Origin of the sequence: Natronorubrum marinum (assembly GCF_052040125.1) — an archaeon.
Lineage (GTDB): Archaea > Halobacteriota > Halobacteria > Halobacteriales > Natrialbaceae > Natronorubrum.
The window spans coordinates 76,913-95,029 of the sequence record NZ_JBPPFV010000005.1 but is presented as its reverse complement, the minus strand read 5'-3'; the positions used below and the strand labels follow the sequence as shown (position 1 = coordinate 95,029).

At 64.0% G+C, this 18,117-nt stretch carries 12 protein-coding genes and 2 pseudogenes; 9 read left to right on the top strand and 5 right to left on the bottom strand.

Features of this window, described 5'->3' with window-relative positions; translation table 11 throughout:
- Nucleotides 1–16 precede the first annotated feature (16 nt).
- From ACSFC5_RS22040 to ACSFC5_RS22020, 5 genes and pseudogenes are all read left to right on the top strand, one after another.
- Nucleotides 17–238, top strand: a pseudogene (locus ACSFC5_RS22040) (AbrB/MazE/SpoVT family DNA-binding domain-containing protein); the annotation flags it as partial.
- Nucleotides 219–491: pseudogene (locus ACSFC5_RS22035) on the top strand (type II toxin-antitoxin system VapC family toxin); the annotation flags it as partial. The pseudogenes ACSFC5_RS22040 and ACSFC5_RS22035, both read left to right, overlap by 20 nt.
- 166 nt (nucleotides 492–657) lie before the next feature.
- Nucleotides 658–1,083, top strand: a complete 426-nt coding sequence (locus ACSFC5_RS22030; RefSeq protein ID WP_440767360.1) for a universal stress protein — start codon at nucleotides 658–660, stop codon at nucleotides 1,081–1,083.
- Nucleotides 1,084–1,338: 255 nt separating this feature from the next.
- A complete protein-coding gene (locus ACSFC5_RS22025; protein WP_440767359.1) occupies nucleotides 1,339–4,548 on the top strand; it encodes a bacterio-opsin activator domain-containing protein in 3,210 nt (1,069 codons plus the stop codon).
- A gap of 273 nt (nucleotides 4,549–4,821) precedes the next feature.
- Nucleotides 4,822–5,535: a helix-turn-helix domain-containing protein gene (locus tag ACSFC5_RS22020; protein WP_440767358.1), complete on the top strand. Its 714-nt coding sequence runs from the start codon at nucleotides 4,822–4,824 to the stop codon at nucleotides 5,533–5,535.
- Nucleotides 5,536–5,703: 168 nt separating this feature from the next.
- Here the strand turns inward: ACSFC5_RS22020 and ACSFC5_RS22015 are convergent, their stop codons facing one another.
- Together ACSFC5_RS22015 and ACSFC5_RS22010 are read right to left on the bottom strand one after the other, a co-directional pair.
- On the bottom strand, nucleotides 5,704–5,895 hold the full coding sequence (locus tag ACSFC5_RS22015) for a DUF5786 family protein (protein WP_440767357.1): 192 nt from the start codon (nucleotides 5,893–5,895) through the stop codon (nucleotides 5,704–5,706).
- Between the two features lie 251 nt (nucleotides 5,896–6,146).
- Nucleotides 6,147–8,210 carry a cation:proton antiporter domain-containing protein gene (locus tag ACSFC5_RS22010; protein ID WP_440767356.1) on the bottom strand — a complete coding sequence of 688 codons (2,064 nt, stop codon included), beginning with the start codon at nucleotides 8,208–8,210 and terminating at the stop codon, nucleotides 6,147–6,149.
- A gap of 842 nt (nucleotides 8,211–9,052) precedes the next feature.
- On the opposite strand from ACSFC5_RS22010, the gene glmS reads away from it, so the two are divergent.
- Entirely contained in the window at nucleotides 9,053–10,867 is a 1,815-nt protein-coding gene (glmS, locus tag ACSFC5_RS22005; protein ID WP_440767355.1) for a glutamine--fructose-6-phosphate transaminase (isomerizing), read from the top strand.
- A gap of 475 nt (nucleotides 10,868–11,342) precedes the next feature.
- On the opposite strand, the gene glmU is transcribed toward glmS, so the two are convergent.
- Nucleotides 11,343–12,524 carry a bifunctional sugar-1-phosphate nucleotidylyltransferase/acetyltransferase gene (glmU, locus tag ACSFC5_RS22000; protein ID WP_440767354.1) on the bottom strand — a complete coding sequence of 394 codons (1,182 nt, stop codon included), beginning with the start codon at nucleotides 12,522–12,524 and terminating at the stop codon, nucleotides 11,343–11,345.
- A gap of 392 nt (nucleotides 12,525–12,916) precedes the next feature.
- On the opposite strand from glmU, the gene ACSFC5_RS21995 reads away from it, so the two are divergent.
- Nucleotides 12,917–13,126 (top strand): DUF7563 family protein, encoded by a 210-nt coding sequence (locus tag ACSFC5_RS21995; RefSeq protein ID WP_006090878.1) that lies wholly within the window; start codon nucleotides 12,917–12,919, stop codon nucleotides 13,124–13,126.
- 624 nt (nucleotides 13,127–13,750) lie between these two features.
- Nucleotides 13,751–14,023, top strand: coding sequence for an ATP-binding protein (locus ACSFC5_RS21990; protein ID WP_440767353.1), 273 nt, complete (start codon nucleotides 13,751–13,753; stop codon nucleotides 14,021–14,023).
- A gap of 81 nt (nucleotides 14,024–14,104) precedes the next feature.
- On the opposite strand, the gene ACSFC5_RS21985 is transcribed toward ACSFC5_RS21990, so the two are convergent.
- Entirely contained in the window at nucleotides 14,105–15,115 is a 1,011-nt protein-coding gene (locus tag ACSFC5_RS21985) for a lipid II:glycine glycyltransferase FemX (RefSeq protein WP_440767352.1), read from the bottom strand.
- Between the two features lie 2 nt (nucleotides 15,116–15,117).
- Complete coding sequence (locus ACSFC5_RS21980) at nucleotides 15,118–16,743, bottom strand: alkaline phosphatase family protein (protein WP_440767351.1); 1,626 nt, start codon at nucleotides 16,741–16,743, stop codon at nucleotides 15,118–15,120.
- A gap of 224 nt (nucleotides 16,744–16,967) precedes the next feature.
- Here ACSFC5_RS21980 and ACSFC5_RS21975 point away from each other — a divergent pair, with 224 nt between their 5' ends.
- Entirely contained in the window at nucleotides 16,968–18,080 is a 1,113-nt protein-coding gene (locus ACSFC5_RS21975) for a DegT/DnrJ/EryC1/StrS family aminotransferase (protein ID WP_440767350.1), read from the top strand.
- Nucleotides 18,081–18,117: the final 37 nt, after the last annotated feature.

The following is an 18,117-nucleotide window of genomic DNA, read 5'->3' as shown; positions in this document are numbered from 1 at the left end:
GGTAGTAGTGGCTACAATAGGCAAAACGGCAGAGGCCGACGACCGAGGTCGAATCGTGACCCCCCACAAAATTCGGGACAAGCACGGTGATCGATACCGCGTCGTCGAGCTCAAAGACCGGATCGAGCTGATCCCGCTCGAGGATGACCCGATCGAGGGGCTTCGAGATGCTGTCGGCGATGCGTTCAAGGACAAATCGATCGAGGAACTCAAGCGAGAGTCGCGCGAGGCTGCTCGAACTTCTCGTGATTTCGGACCGGTTCGAGTTCGATCGGATGGAGGCGCTTACCTACGCACTCGAGCTCGCAACGGTCTCCGAAGACGAGGACGTTCTGTTCCAGACAGCGGACTACATGGAACAGAACGGACTCACTGCGTTCGATGCGTACCACGCCGCCTACGCGGACGAAGCCCCGATCATTTCGTCGGACGAATCGTTCGACGATATCACGGACGATCGCATCGCAATCGAAGCGAACAGGGGCGAATGACCGAAAAGAGGATGATTTCGATCTCGTCCACCTCGAGCGACTGTCCACTGCGACACCATCTACGCCGATTCCCTCGACCCGCTCGAGTGCCCGATGCGGGCACTGGATAGCTTCCCGGCAACGGCAAGTGCGGTATGTTTCCGTCCGTCCGGTGAACGTTCAGGTCATGTATCAGGATCTGTTACTCGCAACTGACGGCAGCGACGGCGCTCGACAGGCGACCGAGCACGCGATCGAACTCGCCGACGGTCTCGGGGCCACGCTCCACATCGTCTCGGTGTCCGAAGACGGCCCGCACAGTAGCGAAAAACAGGACGCAATGCGCTCGGATCCCGAGGGCGAGGCCGCGGAGGCCCTAGAGGAGGCCGAACGGGCCGCGGCCCAGCGCGACCTCGAGGTGACGACCACCGTCCGTCACGGCGTTCCCCAGGAGGAGATCGTCGACGTTGCCGAGGTAAACGCGATCGATATGATCGTCGTGGGGACCGAGGGCCGGACCGGACTCGATCACCTGGTCGTCGGCAGCGTTGCCGAGGAGATCGTCCGGAACGCGCCGGTTCCGGTCGTTACCGTCCGAGATCAGACAGCGTGAGGTTCGATCGCTCCCTCGGGCGTCTCCGCCAAACGACAGACGAACGGGTACGCTCCCGAAGCGTCGCCCTAATCGAGCACTAGCGTCCGATACGCGATCGATAATTAACCGCCGAGCGACCGATAGGCGTCCTATCGTGTTCCGTCGGTTCACGACGACCCACTGTCGGCCGACGACCGGTCGACTCCGCCGCCGTTCGTCGTCTAGCTCCCGGCTCGCATCCGCGATTCCGTCCCGCGCGGAGGTGGATCTCCGGTGAGCGACGGTACTACAACCGTCGTCGGCGACGTGCTCCGGGTGCTCGTGGTCGGCGACTCGCAGCCGGTCGACGCGGCGATGGACGCGCTCTCCTCGCAGTTCGACTCGATCTCGCTCGTCAGAGAGCGCTCGCTCTCGAGCGGGCTCGACCGGTTGACGCACCTCGACATCCACTGCGTCGTCGCTCCGCTCGAGAGCGGTCCGAACGGGTTTCCGATCGAAAAAATCCGCGATAGGGGCGGCGAAATGCCGGTTATCGCGGTAACCGGGGCGGGCGCGACTGACGACGACGCAGTCGAGCGCGCACTCGAGGCGGGCGCGATCGACGTCCTCGACGCCGACGACCCCCGGTCGCTCCTCGCCGCCCGAGTCAGGAACGCGGCCGAGCGCTACCGACTCGAGACCGCGTCCGTCCGCCGAGACCGATCGATCCTCGAGCGGTCGGACGCGCTCGTCTGGGTGGTCGACGACTCCGCCGCGATCGAGTACGCCAGCGCGGCCGTCGAGCCGCGGCTGGGGTACACGCCGGCCGAACTCGAGCGGACGCCGCTGACCCAACTCGTCCATCCGGACGACCGCGAGACGCTCACCGAGGTGTTCGACGCGGTCTCGGCAGCCCCGTTCGGGACGACCGACCGCGTCGCCGTCCGGATCGGCCACGCCGCTGGAACCTGGCACGCCTACGAGTTGACGTGCAGCAACCGCCTCGCGGATCCGCTGGTCGGCGGCGTCGTGCTGACGCTCTCGGAGACCTCGGCAGCCGACGTCGGGGCCGGCAGCGGCGTTCGGCGGGCGCTCGAGCGCCTCGCGGAGTCGGTGTTCGCGCTCGGGCCGCAGTGGGAACTTCGGTACGCGAACGCGGCCGCCGAGCGGCTGTTCGCCGTGGAGGGCTCCCCGTCGTCCGGTACCGTCGTCTGGGACCTTCTCGACGAGCGCGTTCGGGGGGTGTTCTACGAGCGCTTCCTGGAGGCCGCCGCCTCGGAGTCGCCCGTCGAATTCGAGACGCCGTATCCGCCGCTCGAGACGCGGCTCGTGGTCTCCGTCTACCCCGGCGAAAACGGCGTTACAGTGTACGCGCGCGAGGCACCCGACCCCGGAGCCGTCGCTGTCGACAGGGAGCGGTTCGACCTGCTCGAGTCGGTCGTCGACGGACTCGACGACGGGGTCGCCGTCCTCGACGGATCGACGATCCGGTTCGCCAATGCGGCGCTGCTCGAGGCTGCCGGTGCGGCGACGCTCGTCGGTCGGGAACTGGACGACGTTTTCGACGACGACCTCGCGGCGACGATTCGGGAGCGCGCCCGTTCGTCCGTCGTCCGGTGGATGGAGCCCGTCACCGGGACGCTCACGTTCGGCGACGAACCGCGACCCGTCGACGTATTTGTTACCCCACTGGCGGACGACGATCGAACGCTCTGTGTCGTCCGCGACAGGGACCGATCCGCCGCCGGCGCGCTGTCGGCAATCGATCGATCGATCGCAACGATGGCCGACGCCGAGAGCCGTCCCGCCGTTCGGCAGGCGGCCGTCGACGCGGTCCTCGCGTATACCGGCGCCGACCTCGCGGGCTGGTACCGCCTCGAGGACGACTTGTACAGGCCGGCGGCGGTCGCCACGACGGCCGCGAGTTCGTCGGTCGATCTCCCGCCGATCGATCGCGACCTGCTCGACCGGATCGATCCGGCGGACGGGACGGACGCCGACGCAGACGCGAACGGGGAGCGCGCGACGACCGTCTTCGACCGATCGGAACTCGAGTCGCTCTTCGCGCAGACGGGAATTCGTGCCGAGCGAATCCTCGCGGTGCCGATCGCCGGACACGGCGTCGTGCTCGCGACCAGCACCGATCCGATGGCCTTCGAAGGGGACGGTCGAACGCCGCTCGCAGTCGTTTCGCGGGCGGCGTCGATCACGCTCGAGTCGCTCGAACGCGACTCGACAGTTCGGTCGTCTCGCGCTGAACTCGAGCGACTCGAGAGTGTCGTCGCTCGCTGCCAGCGCTTGCGAGAGATCGAGCGCACGGTACTCGATAGCGAGACCCGCGACGAGATCGAGCAGTCGCTCTGTGACGCGCTGGTCTCGCTTCCGTTCGCGGAGACGCCGGGATCGATCGAATTGGCCTGGATCGGTCACGTCGATACCGGCTCCCAACGGATCACGCCGGATACGTGGGCGGGCGAGAACGGCGCGTCCCTCGAGTCGGTTTCGGTATCGATGGCGGCCGTGGACCCGGTCCACCCGACGGCGGTGGCCGCCGCGACGCTCGAGCCGGCGGCCGTCGCCGATATCGCCGACGAGAACACCGCACGGAACGGTGCGGAGTGGCGTCGACGGGCGATCGAACGCGGCTTTCGATCCGTTCTGGCCGTCCCGCTCGTGACCGGCGAGTTCTGTTACGGCGTACTCACCGTGTTCGCCGACCGGCCGTCCGCGTTCGACGACGTCACGCGGGAGATCATTATTCACCTCGCGGCGGTCGTCAGCCACGCGATCGCGGCCGTCGAACGGAAACGGGCGCTGCTGGCCGAGCGACTGACCGAACTCGAACTCCTCCTCAGAGACGGCGACGAACCGCTGTCGGTGCTCGCACACCGACTGGACCGACGCCTCGACGTGCAGGCGGTGATCCCCCGGTCGTCCGGCGGATCGACGGTGTACTGTACCGCTCCGACGGCCGACGAGGGGTCGATTCGGGCGGCCGTCGATGACGTCTCAGCGGTCGAATCCGGCCGCCTCGTCGGCGAGCGAACCGAGGAGTCGCTCCTCGAGTTCGTCCTCGCGGCACCGTCCGTCGCGGAGCCGTTCGCGAACCACGGCGGGACGTTGCGGTCGGTTCTCCCGGTCGGCGATCGGACCCGGCTGGTTGTCGAACTGCCAAGCACCGTCGACGTTCGCTCGTTCGTCGGGATGGTCGAACGACGGTACGCCGGCGCGGAGCTGGTCGCCCGCCGCGAGCGAGACCGCTCCGCCCGATCCGCTCGCCCGTTCGACGCCGAACTCCGCAGTCGGCTCTCGGAGCGCCAGCTCCGGACCCTCGAGACGGCCTACTACAGCGGCTTCTTCGAGTGGCCCCGCGAGAGCACCGGGGAGGCGGTGGCCGAATCGCTGGGCGTCTCACAGCCGACGTTCAGCCGCCATCTCCGACTCGCCCAGGACAAGCTGTTCGCGCTGTTGTTCGACGAGCGCGGCGGTGACGACGAGCCGTGATTCAACTCGCTCGAGCCGACGGCGTGAACGTAATCTCGCTCGCTCACGGCGAGTAGTGTTCGATTACCGCGCCGAATCGTCGACGAATACGGCTGTAACCGGTTGTTTCTATCGGGGGGCGAACACTCTGGACGAACGACGCATGAATAGATATAGCGTATTGGTGGCGTATCGATTTCCTATATAGCGTCTACCATCATGTACTCGCGGTCGAATTTGGCTTTCAATGAGCGAGTTCGTGGTAACGAGGAATTATAGCCGCCATCTGCCCGGATGGGGGATTCACCTGTGAGCATCGAGAGCACGGAGTTCGAACACGAGCGGACCGGCGTCCGGTCACAGGCTGACGGCGGGATCGTCACCCAGCTCCGCCTCGATCACTCGTCGCTGTTCCTGCGTCCGACGCTTCGTCACGCGCCCGATGTCACCGTCGAACCGGAGTACTGGACAACCGTTGGAACGGGTCGAACCCTCGTCTTCTGTAGCGTCTTCGGCGACTCGTTCGACGGCTTCGAGAGCGCCCTCGAGATGGACCCGACGATCAGCGAGCCGATTCTCGCCGATCGCTACCCCGACCGACGCGTCTACCGCGTCGAACTTACCAGTCGAGCAATCCCCTTCATCGCCCAAACGGCGGAGTCCGACGGTCGACTGCTCGAACTCTCGAGTTCGCGCGACGGCTGGCTCGTCCAGCTTCAGTTCCCCAGTCGGGATGACCTCATCGCGTTCAACGACTACTGTCGCGGACGAGATATCTCGGTAACGGTCGATCACCTGCGCGTGTCGGACGACGAGGACGACGGCGTCGTCGCACTGACGGAGAAACAGCAGGAACTGCTCGCGGTCGCCTACGAGGAGGGGTACTTCGACGTCCCTCGCGGCATCTCGCAGGACGAACTGGCCGATCGACTCGGCGTCTCGAAATCGGCGGTCTCCCAGCGGCTTCGTCGAGCGATCGGCGAACTCTGTGCGTCGAAGCTGTGTTAGTTATCGAATAGCTCGTTTGAGCGGCTGCTGCTGACTGTCGGTTCGATTCCGTATCGGTTTGATTCGCGTGCGGAAAAAACGAGAGGCATCGGCGCGAACTGATCGAGCCGTTGCAGACGGCATCGAATCCGGTCGCGGACGGATACGCTTCCGTTCGTTGCCGGCCGATTACTCGTCTTCGTCGTCCGGGTCGTCTTTCATCGCGTCGAGTTGGGAAACGAGTTCGTCGGTCGAGGCGTCGGACTCGAACGACATCTTCCCGTCGTGATCGTTCTCGTGAACGTTGACGGCCTCTACGTCGTCCTCATCGTCGGCCGTCTGCTGCTGTTGTTCGGATTCGTCGTAGCTACCAAAACCCATACCCTAGCTTTCTCAGTGACTGTCAAAGGTGTGCCGGTTCGCCGGCCGCTTTTCGATATATTGTATTCAAATTTGATATATTCGTCTCCGCCCGAGACAACGTCGTTTCCGGACCCACCCCCGAGGCCGTTCCCGCGTGCGGTCTGGACCGGAACCGTGGTGTGTTCGAGCCCCCAAACGGAGCCGCGTATCGGCGACAACTGATCAGATTCGAAGCCAATCCGATCGACTCGCCGCTCGAGTCGGTCCCGTCACTTCAGCCGCAGGTACTGCCGGTCGTATTCGGGTTCGCCCTGGCGCGGGTGGATGGTGATGAACGACTCCGGCGGCATCTCGGCTAGTCGGGCCGGCAGGTCCTCGAGTTCGGTGTGCCAGCCGACGTCGCCGCGACGTGGCGAGATGGCGACGATGAGGTCGTCGTCCTCGGTTTCGGTCTCGAGCGTCGGGAGGAGTTGCCCCCAGTCGCCGAGTTCGGTGAACTCGGCCGTGGCGTCCTCTTCGACGAGGTCGAACAACTGCTCGAACTGGTGGGCGGAGCCCTCCACGACGATCACGTGAAGCTCCGCGCCCAGGCTCGCGGCGATCCGCTTGACGATGTGGACGGCCTCGTAGAACCCCTCGTGGTGGTCGGCGCCGATCGGGACGACGACGAAGATCCGTTTGGTCGTGTTGATCGGGTGGCCCAGCCGGGAGATCAGGACGGGTAGGGTGGTCCGTTTGAGCACCTGATCGATGATGCTCCCGAAGATTCGGTGCCGGAACGTCGAGGCGGCGTCCCAACCCATGATGATCTGGTTCGCTTCGATCTCGACAGATCCCTGCACGATTCCGGAGGCGACGTTGTGGTTGACGCGCGTCTCGGTTTCGATGGGGACCTCGGCCGCACTTCCCGCGGCGGCGAGTTCCTCGAGTTCGTCGTTGACCCTCGCGACTTCGGTTTCGGTCGTCTGATCGTCGCTAGGCTGGACCACCGTCATCACGTGCACCGGGCTGGAGCCGCGCTCGCCTTTGATCACGAACGCGAGCTCGAGCAGTCGTTGCTGGAGTTCGGCGTTGCGAGACAGCGGCAGCAGGATGTTGGGATCCTTCGCGCTATCGTCGCCCTCGCCGACCTCGCGCTCGAGGGCGAGACTCGTCGCGGCCCGTTCGGTCAGCCACGGACTGACCAAGGCTGTGATGAGCAACATCAGGACGACGGCGTTGAGCACTTCGGAGCCGAACAGCCTGGCTTCGAACCCGATGAGCGTGATCGCCAGCGCGGCGGCGGCCTGCCCGACTGAGAGCCCGAAGATGACGTTTCGCTCGTTGGTTGTGTACCCCTGGATCGCGGCGACGAGCCAGGCGGCGCCCCCCTTCGTGAGTACCATGACGACGACGATGAGCGCGGTGATCAGTAGCGTCTCCGGGCCGTCGAGAATGACGCTCGGATCGACGAGCATGCCGACGTGCAACAGGAAAAAGGGAATGAAGAAGGCGTTCCCGACGAACTCGACGCGGTTCATCAGCGTGCCGCCCTCCGGAATGAGCTGATTGAGCGCGATTCCGGCGACGAACGCGCCGAGGATGGGGGCGAGTTCGAGGATCTCGGCGAGACTGGCCGCGGCGAAGATCGCGACCATGACGAACAGGAACTCGAAGTAACTCTCCTCGCTGAAACTCTGGAAGAACCACCGCGAGAGCGGCGGGATGACGAACCAGGCCGCGCCGAAGAGCACGACGAGTGCGAAGAACACCTGCGCGAACAGCCAGACGGTGAGTTCGCCCTCGACGGCTCCGGTGACTATCGCGAGCACGACCAGCGCGAGCGTGTCGGTAAAGAGAATCCCGCCGAAGACGGCGGTGACGGCCCGGTTTTTGGTCACGCCGAGGCGGTTGACGACCGGGTAGGCGAGCAGGGTGTGCGAGGCGAACACCGACGAGAGCAACAGCGCGGCCCACAGGTTGTCGGGGAAGAGGAGGAGGTACGTCGCGACGGTTCCGATAATAAACGGTACGAAAAAGCTCGTCAGTCCGAACAGGGCGGCGTTCTCCGGCGCCTCCTTGAACCCCTGTATGTCGAGTTCGAGACCGACGGTAAACAGCAGGTAGATCAGTCCGACCTCGCCGAGTAACACGATCGCGTCCGAGTGCTCGACGAGCTCGAGCGCCCCCGGCCCGATGGCCGCGCCGAAGATGACGATGCCGACGATTCCCGGCTGGCCGAGCCGTTTGACCAGCAACGGACCGACGAGAAAGATCGCCATCGCGATCGTAAAGACTAGCACCGGCTGATCGAGCGGGAGACCGAGCGTGTCGACGACGAGCGGCGTGTTCATCGATGGATCGAGCCCTCGTATTCGCGGATTTCGGTCCGCCTGCATCGAGGTGGTCCCGACGGTACGTCGGGCGACGATTCCGGCAAACGATGCGCCTTTCGTGTGATTTCGGCTCGGGGCAGCGTAATCGTCGCGAGAAAATGGCCGGATAGCTAATAAAATGTCCTATTTGGAACGACGGATGCGGATAAGCGTTCAATTTGTTCCCGGATCGCGGACGCGAACCCGTCTCAGTGAGTGATTTCTACGGTATTTCAGGCGATCAATTCACGTTTGTTCTGCTCGATGTGGTTCGTCGTCTGCCCGTGGCATTACTCATCAGTATCGTGGCTACAACCGGCACGGTTTCTCTCTCCATACTGTGTTGTTTGGCCGTCGATACTGTTTCGTCGCTCTTTCGTACCCGAGCGCTGTCGCGCTGTTCGCTTGACATACTGGTTCTCGGAAGGGCCATCGGACGAACTATCCTCGTACCGATACCGAAAACTGGACGAATATTTTAAAAACCACTCCGAACACGTCAGTGTATCAAGAGTTGATTTCTGGGGGTGGATATCCGTCGCTGGCCGTTACCCCCTAGCTACCGGGGCCAGTAGCCCGTCTATAGTAATGGGTGCCGGTGGGGAGGTCTGTATCATGTCCGTGCACCGTCCCCTCTCTCGAACAGTCCCCGTGGACGACCGACTCCCGATGACACGATCGCGTTCGTCCGATATCAACGCTGGCAAACCGAACCGTCGCCCCACGTGCAAGTCGAACCGTCGTCCCGTCTCGTGTGCAAACCGCAACGTCGTCCGAGGGAGCGTCTCTCCCCGGGAAGCCGTCCGGATGGTGAGTTTCTAATGTGTGGAATAATCGGACGAGTCGGTGATGGAAACGCGCTCGAACCGCTGTTGACCGGACTCGAGAACCTCGAGTACCGCGGCTACGACTCTGCCGGAATCGCCGTCCAGAACGGCTCCGGCATCGACGTACAGAAGCGCTCGGGGAAAGTCGACGAACTGCGAGAATCGATCGGCGACAGGCCGCTCGAGGGCGAGGTCGGTATCGGGCACACCCGCTGGAGTACGCACGGCCCGCCAACCGACGAGAACGCCCATCCGCACACGGACGAGACGAAAGACGTCGCTGTCGTCCACAACGGGATCATCGAGAACTACGCCGAACTCAAGTCGAAACTGGCCGACTACGGGCACACGTTCACCAGCGACACCGATACCGAGGTCATCCCGCACCTCATCCAGTTCTATCTCGACGAGGGCATGGACAACGAGGCGGCGTTCCGTCGAGCGATCGACGAACTCGAGGGGAGCTACGCCGTCACGGCCATGCTCTCCGGCGAGCACGTCCTCTACGCCGCCCGACAGGGATCGCCGCTGGTCGTCGGTATCGAAGACGGCGAGTACTTCCTCGCCAGCGACGTCCCGGCGTTCTTAGAGTACACCGACAGCGTGGTCTACCTCGAGGACGGCGACGTCGTCATCGTCGACGACGGCGGCGTCGAGTACACCGACCTCGATGGCAATCCCGTCGTCCGCGAGCCCGAGACGGTCGAGTGGGACCCCGAACAGGCGGGGAAAGGGGAGTACGACCACTTCATGCTCAAGGAGATCTACGAGCAGCCGACCGCGCTGGCCCAGGCACTCGAGGGGCGAATCGATCCCGAAAACGAACGGATCGCCCTCGAGAACTTCGAGCCGGGAACGTTCGCGGATATCGACAGCGTCCAGTTCATCGCCTGCGGGACGTCCTACCACGCGGCGCTGTACGGCTCGCTCGCGTTGAAACAGGCCGACGTGCAGTCGACCGCGCTGCTCGCCAACGAGTACAGCGTCTCCGCGCCGCCGATCGACGACGACACGCTGGTCGTCGCGGTCACCCAGAGTGGCGAGACGGCGGACACGCTGAACGCGATGCGACACGCGAAGGCCGAGGGCGCGTCGACGGTGACCGTCACGAACGTCGTCGGCTCGACGGCCGCCCGCGAGGCCGACGAGGCGCTGTTCATCCGCGCCGGGCCGGAGATCGGCGTCGCCGCCACGAAGACGTTCTCCTCGCAGGCCGTCATGCTCACGCTGCTCGGTCAGCGTATCGCCGCGGACCTGCAGGGCGAGGTGCCCGCGAACCTCGAGTCGCTGCTGCCGGAACTCGAGGCGATGCCCGACTCGCTCGAGGCGTTGCTCGAACAGTCTAACGCTGAAGCCATCGCCGAGCGGTACGAGAACAGTCAGTCGTACTTCTTCATCGGCCGCGGACTCGGGTTCCCGGTCGCGCTCGAGGGTGCGCTGAAGTTCAAGGAGATCACCTACGAACACGCCGAAGGCTTCGCCTCGGGCGAGCTCAAACACGGACCGCTCGCCCTGGTGACGCCCGATACACCGGTGTTCGCGGTCTTCAACGGGGTCGAAGACGAGAAGACGCTGAAGAACGCCGAGGAGGCCCAGACTCGCGGCGCGCCCGTCGTCACGGTCTGTCCGGACGGGCATCGGGCCGTTGACGTCGCCGACGCACACCTCGCGATCCCCGAAACCGATCCCGACCTCGCGGGACTGCTCGCCAACGTCCAGCTCCAGCTCGTCTCCTACTACGCGGCCGATCTCTTAGACCGGCCGATCGACAAGCCGCGGAACTTAGCGAAGAGCGTCACCGTCGAGTAAGCGCTCGAGAATCGGGTTCTGACAGCCCTGTGCGGTCGCTGTGTTTTTTCATCCGACGTTTGCGGACGAACGAGTTCAGCTTCGACGTCTCGATTCCGTTCGATTCCTCGATGTTCTCGCGGCTTGCGTTCGTATCGAGGAAGGAGCGGTCGCGTCGCCGCGCTCGACCGCCCCGATCGCATCGCTCGACGCGCGGTGTGCAGTGATGTCGACGGAGACGAGTACGAGTCGTCGACGCCGCCGGAACCGAAACCACCCCCATAGTCTCGGGTCCACACGGCCTCTTCGGGCACCGACCCGTGACCCGCACTCGGTCGAGTCGGAACCGTCCTGGAGGGTGTCTCGGTCGTATCGCGTCGTTCGACCCCTCCACGTATGATAGCAATTCGCAATCTGATAAAGCTCACACTTGCGATGGACGGTTCGCTCGAGCGCGCGTTCTCCGTCTGAATCGCCGAAAACAGCCGGTCTCGAGCTATCGATCCCGCTCGACGGTTTCGCCGGGTCGCGTCGTCGCGCCGGTCGTGAGCTTCAGCCCCGGTGTCAGGCTGGTGTTGGCTCCGGTCTTCGCGCCGTCGCCCGCGACGACGCCGAACGTCCGTCGGCCCGTCGAGACCCGTTCGCCTTTGACCGTGAACTCGACATCTGCACCGTCGTGACGGCGGTTCGCGACGGTCGTCCCCGCGCCGACGGTGACGTTACGGCCGAGGACGCTGTCGCGGACGGACGAAAGGTGTTCGACCGACGTCCCGCGCGAGAGCACGCTGTTTGATACCTCGACCCCGGTACCGATCGATGCGTCCTTACCGATCAGGGTCGTCCCGCGAACGGACGCGTTCGACCCGACGGTCGCGCCCGAGCGGATCAGCACCGGTCCTTCGATGACTGCTCCAGGTTTCACCGTCGCACCCGATTCGACGACGATGTCACCTGAGAGGTGGGCGTTGTCGCTCACGTCGCCGTCGATCCGACGCTCGAGCGCCGCGAGCTTCCACTCGTTGGCCTCGAGCAGTTCCCAGGGTCGGCCGACGTCCAGCCAGCGCTCGAGGGTGACCGGCGTCACCGCAAACCGGTCGACGACCGAGGCGAGTACGTCCGTGATCTCGTGTTCGCCGCGGTCGCTTTCGGGGACCTCGAGCCACGTCTGGGCCGCTTCGGGGAAGGCGTAGGCCCCGGCGTTAGCGAGATTCGTCGGCGGATCGGCCGGTTTTTCGACGATGTCGTCGACAGTGCCGTCCTCGGTGCTGAGAACGCCGTAGTTTCGAGGATCGTCGACTTCGATCGTGCAGACGGCCGGACAGGTATCGAAGAGTCGATCGATCGCCGCGGGATCGTAGAGATTGTCGCCGTTCAGGACGGCGAACGGCCCCTCGATGTGGTCGCGGGCCGTGTTGACGGCGTGGGCCGTGCCGGCCTGTTCGGTCTGGACGGCGTAACTGACCGGGACGCCGCGATACGTCGACCCGAAATAATCACGGACGGTATCGGCCTCGTAGCCGACGACGAGAACGATTTCGTCCGCGCCGGCGTCGACGGCGGCGTCGACGGTGTGGGCGGCGAGCGGTCTATCGGCGACGGGCAACATGGGTTTCGGCAGTGCCGCGGAGAGCGGCCTGATCCGCGTTCCCTCGCCCGCCGTGAGCACAACGGCTTGCATGTCCTCCTCCTACCTCGATTTCGTGGATAATTATACGGCTGCTACTGCCGTCACCCGGTTTTCCGGACAGAATCAATCGATTTCCACCTGGAAATCGCTTGCATACCGTCGTTTCGAGTGGTGACCGGTCCGAGCGCTCTCGACGCCTCGGCGGCGTCGTTGGTCTCGTTGATTCGACGAGCGGGGTACACCCCGCCCAGCAGCGGTCATCACTCGGTAAAACGGTCCATTACTAAACAGAAATATTGAATTTCTGCCGAGTGAGGGTGTGACACTGGTGTTTCCCGGACAGTCTTCGTTCGGTGAATAATCCGGCTGGATTCAGCATGACCGTACCCGACACGGAATTATGCTGTCTATAGTAAATACCGTTCTGTGGCTACGAGTTGTTGATGTCGACGGAACCAACCGACACGAAGTGGACGCCGATGACGTCCGGCCAGCAAACGACTGCCCCCCGTTGTGTCAACTGTGGAAATCAGGTCACCCGGCAGTTCGCTCGCGTTTTCGGGGACAATCGCGACGTTGTCCACGCCTGTCCCGACTGTGCGACGTACCGTGAGATGAAAACGTCCGATTTCATTCCGAAGGAACAGCGATAACGGTTTCTTGTAGACGTCTCGTTCGTCCGCGTGTCGTCGCCGATCGGTACGCGAGAAGTCGCTTCTCGCCGCTACCGACGGCCGATGTTCACTCGAGCGGCCGACGGCCGTGCAATAGTGGCTCGCTCGAGTAGCGTTCCGTCTCTCGTGGTACGTCCATCGAGTCTCGTCGACGGGTCCTCCTACTTCCAATTGCTTGCGTTGATCGCAACCGACCGTTCTATGGAGTGCCTATACGGGTGCGTTGCCGTCGAACAGGGACCGAGTTGTCGAGCGTGATTCGACAGCCGATCGCCCCGTTGGCTGTACCGTGCGTGGCGGCTCACAGAGTCCCGTGTTCACCCCGCATCGGGTCGATCCGACGAGCGGTACAGTCAGACGGGACGGCTTGAACACCGTTTACGACGCCGTTAGTGTCTCCCTATATTTTTGAACTGTCGTCAGCGTATATACGACCTACTCGCGTTGGACGCGTAAGAGAATGCATTCAGCGTCACCGTCTCACAGCCGACGGCCTACTTCGGCCCGCCCAACGACGTTCGAACGAACACGAAACGCGTCGCCTCCCGACGAACAGCGCGCCGGCGCGGCACGAACCGTCCACACCGACACGCGGGGGCTGCGATGAGCGCGACCGAACCCGACGCCGAGGTCGACACGGACGACGCCGACGCGGACGCCGGCGGTTCGCTGACCGAACTTCCCCCGAGTTCGAAACTCGTCTACAAGGTCCTCGAGTACGAGGGGTCGATGACCCAGGAGGAGATCGCCGGCGAGTCGAGGCTCTGTTCGCGCACCGTCCGGTACGCGCTCGGTAAACTCGAGGACGAGCAACTGGTCACCAGTCGCGTCTACCTCGAAGACGCACGACAGTCGAAGTATCGGATCGTCGAGTAACTCGCCTCTCGAGTCGCCGGCTGTCCGACAGTCGACTGGCGACGGGGTCGCCGGGCCGCCACCGTGGCACAGTCGGGGCCGCTACCTGTGTTTCTGGTACCGATCGACCAGGAGGTCGAGTCCGAAGGCGCCCGACGTAATTTGGTAGTGCGTCTCGAGGCGCGGATTGAACTTCGCCTTGTAGCGGTTGATGCTCGGCACGCCGGCCCCGACGAGATCGTACGTTTCGACGCCGTCTCGAAGCCCGTCGCGCATGACGTGCCAGTCGAGGAGATCGTTGATCGGCAGATCGACCCCGGTATCCGGTTTGACGCCGCCCTGCCACCGATATCGGGTCTTCTCTGAGTCGACGACGAGGATACCGCCGAGGAACTCGTCGTCGACGCGACAGACGTAGGGACGGATCGAGCCGTCGGGGAGCCGTTCGTGGACCGCGCGTGCGAACGCGGGGCTCAACTGGAACGGTTTCCCCTGGCTTTCGTACCGGTTCGCGACCTGTTCGACGATGCGCTCGACGTCGTCGTTGGTCCCCTCCTCGATCACGTAGGCGTCCTCGTCGGCGTTGCGAACGTTGCTCCGCGCGTCGCTGCTGAACCGCTTCAACAGGTCCTCTTCGGTGCCCTCGAGGTCGACGACGTACGTATACCCCGGCTCGACGTCGTAGCCGTTCCAGATGAACGGGCGCACGTCGTCGAACTCGGCGGCGACGAACTTGGTGTACAACGGCGAGATCTCCCGATCGATCCACGTGAGACAGCCCTCCAGAAAGCGTTTCGTCCGGCGATCGGCCTTTCGTTGCTTGAGTTTGCCGACGTTCAACAGCGACGGCCCGAGGTAACACGACCACGAGTGGGGGGCCGGCGAGAACGCGCCGGTGATCGGCCCCTTCTTGTACTCGAAGACGGGGAAGAGACCGACGGCTTCCTGTCCCTTGAAACCGGCCAGCAGGTGCGCCGTCGAACCGGTGTCCGCCGCCTGTAACTGCAGCGCTTCGGCGCGGAAGAACGGGTTCGTTCCGTCCGATCGATCGACGTAGCGATTCCACTCGTCGGCGTCCGCCTCGGCGTCGAGCGTGGTAACCTCGATGGTCATCGTTAGAGGTACCCCAGATCGGAGAGCCGATCTTCGACGGCCGTGTCGTCGGTCGCGTTGACCGGATCGGCCTCGTACTCCGGGTACTCCGCTTCCGTGCTTCTGCCGACGATGGGAAGGGTCGTTCCGTCCATGGCGGTGTCGACCGGCACGTCGAACAACGTACAGACAGTCGGTGCGACGTCGAGGATTGTTGCTCCCTCGACTCCAGCCCCGTCGTCGAACTCGTCTCCTGTGGCCGCGACGATACCCGTCTGCTTGTGGTTCCACGGCTCCATCGGCTCGCCGAACTGGTCGGTGCCGACGTCGGCGACGATCGCGTTGTCGAACCCGGCGGGGACGGTTACGATATCCGGTGCCTGCTCGAGGTGTGGTCCGTCGAAGTACGCTTCTCGGGGTGCGACGACCTCGAACATTGGCTCGTCGTCGGGCGTGTCGACGGCGGATAGCTGCTCGATCAGTTCGTCTCGAACGGTCTCGTACTCGTCTGCGGGAACCCGTCCGTTCGGCTCCCGTCCCTCGAGGTTGATCCGGACGCCGAGTTCGCTCTTCGACCGCACGTAGGCTTTCGACTCGGGGAAGTCGACCTGTTCGCTCGCCGCTCGGATCATCTCGTTCGGAACCCGTTTCCCGATCGGCTCCTTCAATCCCACCGTATCCAGCACGCTCGCGATTCGTTGGGTCGTAATGCCGACTTTTGCGGCGACGTTCATGGCCCGCTCGAGGGCGCTCCCGTCGCGCTCGCCGGCGCCGTCGCCCTCAAGCAGGTCGTTCTCCCACGCCGCCGACCAGTCGGGCATTCCCTCGCCGCCGCTCTTGACCTCGAGGTAGCCCCGGTCTCGGAGGAACTCGTTGACCCGGAACTCGTGGCCCGTCACTTTCCCCATCCCGTGGTCGCTGACGAGCAGGACGTTGTCCGGATCGACGGCTTCGAGCGTTTCGGCGAGCTGCCGGTCGACCGCGCGGTAGACGGCCTCGATCGCCTCCTTGTCGCCCGGTCGCTCGTGGAAAACGGTGTCCGTCTGCTGGAACTGGAGGAAGCCGAACTCGGGAGAAACTCGCCGACAGAGGTATCGAAACGCCTCCCCGCGGCACTCGATCGTCCGTTCGTACCCCTCGATGGACTGCTCGGGCGCGTCCGTGCTCTGGGGGTAGACGTGATAGTCGCCGCAGGCTAGTTTCACGTCCTCGAGAATCCCGTCGGGGTGACAGGGCGGATCTTCCGGTGCGGTCATCCCCGGAATCAGCGCGCCGTCGAACGCTCGCGGTGGGTGCGTGACGGGGACGTTGACGACGACGCTCGAGATCCCGCGATCGCTCAGCAATTCCCACAGCGGCCGTTCCCGAACGTACGTCGAGTTCACGACGTTCCAATCGTAGCCGTCGAACGAGAGAAAGTCGTAGACGCCGTGTTTCCCCGGATTTTTCCCCGTGTACATCGACGGCCAGGCGCTGGCCGTCCACGGAGGAATCTGCGACTCGAGCGGTCCGCTGGTCCCGCTCTCGATCAGCCGTTCGAGGGTGGGTACTTCGCCCGCCTCGAACAGCGGTTCGAGAATCGAACGACAGCCAGCATCGAGACCAATCACCAGCAACCGAGCGTCGGTTTCGTCGGTCCTGCCTTCCATGCGCAACTATGGCACCTACCCCGTTTTTGTTATTTGAGTGTTGGATCCGTGTAAGCTTGGACTGTCTTTCGCATAATGGGTCATAGTCTCCATCGTCGATTTGCTGTAAGCGGTGCTTGCGGTACTATCACCCGACAGTACCGTCCCAATCACTAAAACGACGTTCGACGAGGATCTACTCGTCCGGCCGTGTCATTGCTCACGTCCGTCGAACCCACACTCGTATGATCAGTGAGAGTCCGTCGCTGTTCGGCTGGTCGCTGTCCGAGCCGCGACCGGCCGGTATCGAATCGTTCCTCGAGCGCTACACCCCGTCCGTCACCTACTACGGATCCAGCAAGACGGCGCTCCGCGACGGTCTCGCGGGGTTCGTCGATCCCGGAGATAACGTGCTCCTCCCCGCGTACCTCCCGGACGCGGTCGTCGAACCGTTCCACGAACTCGGTCTCGAGGCCCGGTACTACCGTCTCGAGGAGAATCTCGCGCCGCATCTGGCCGATGTCGAACGCCGGATCGACGGGGGGACGGCCGCGATCATGTCGGTCAATTACTTCGGCTTTCCACAGCCCGGCCTTCGAGAGTTCACGGCGCTCGTCGACGAGTACGACTGCTATCACATCGACGACAACGCCCACGCCCCGCTCAGCGTCGACAATGGGACGTTACTCGGTACTCGCGGCGATTTCGGCGTCACGAGCCTCTGGAAGCTGTTGCCGATTCCGAACGGGGCGATCCTCTACTGCAACGACGACGCCGTCGCCGAGGCGTTCGAACCGTCGTCGCTGGCCGGCATCGACGAGCAGTTTCGACTCGCCGATTACCGGTTCATCTGCAAATCCCTCCTCACGGATCTGCTCGACAGAAACGCGACGGTCCGCCAGTCGGTCGACGACTTCGTCGCCGGGCGGTCGGGCGGAACTGCGGGTCCCCACGCGCGATACGAAAACGGAAAGGGATCGATGTCGAGATTGTCCGCGTACGTCGTCGACGACGCGGATCCGATCTCGATTCGATCCACTCGTCGCGACAACTACCGCGCGTGGCGACGGATTTTCGAGGGTCGATCGAACGCCGACGTGCTCTACGAGTCACTGCCGCCGGGGATCTGTCCACAGGTGTTCCCGATTCGAACATCGGCGCCACGGCGGTTGCTCGACGAACTCGAGGCGTGTGGGGTCGGCGGCGGCCACACCTGGCCGCGACTTCCCGGCCTCATCCGCGAGAACTCGGCCTACGACGTCACGACGCGGCTGGCTCGGGAGATCGTCGTCCTTCCCGTCCACCAGGACCTCGACTCCTCGTCGATCGACGCGGTCGGCGAGCGTCTGGAGTGGTGACGCTCGACGCTCCGTCGCCACGGCAGACGCCGCGGTG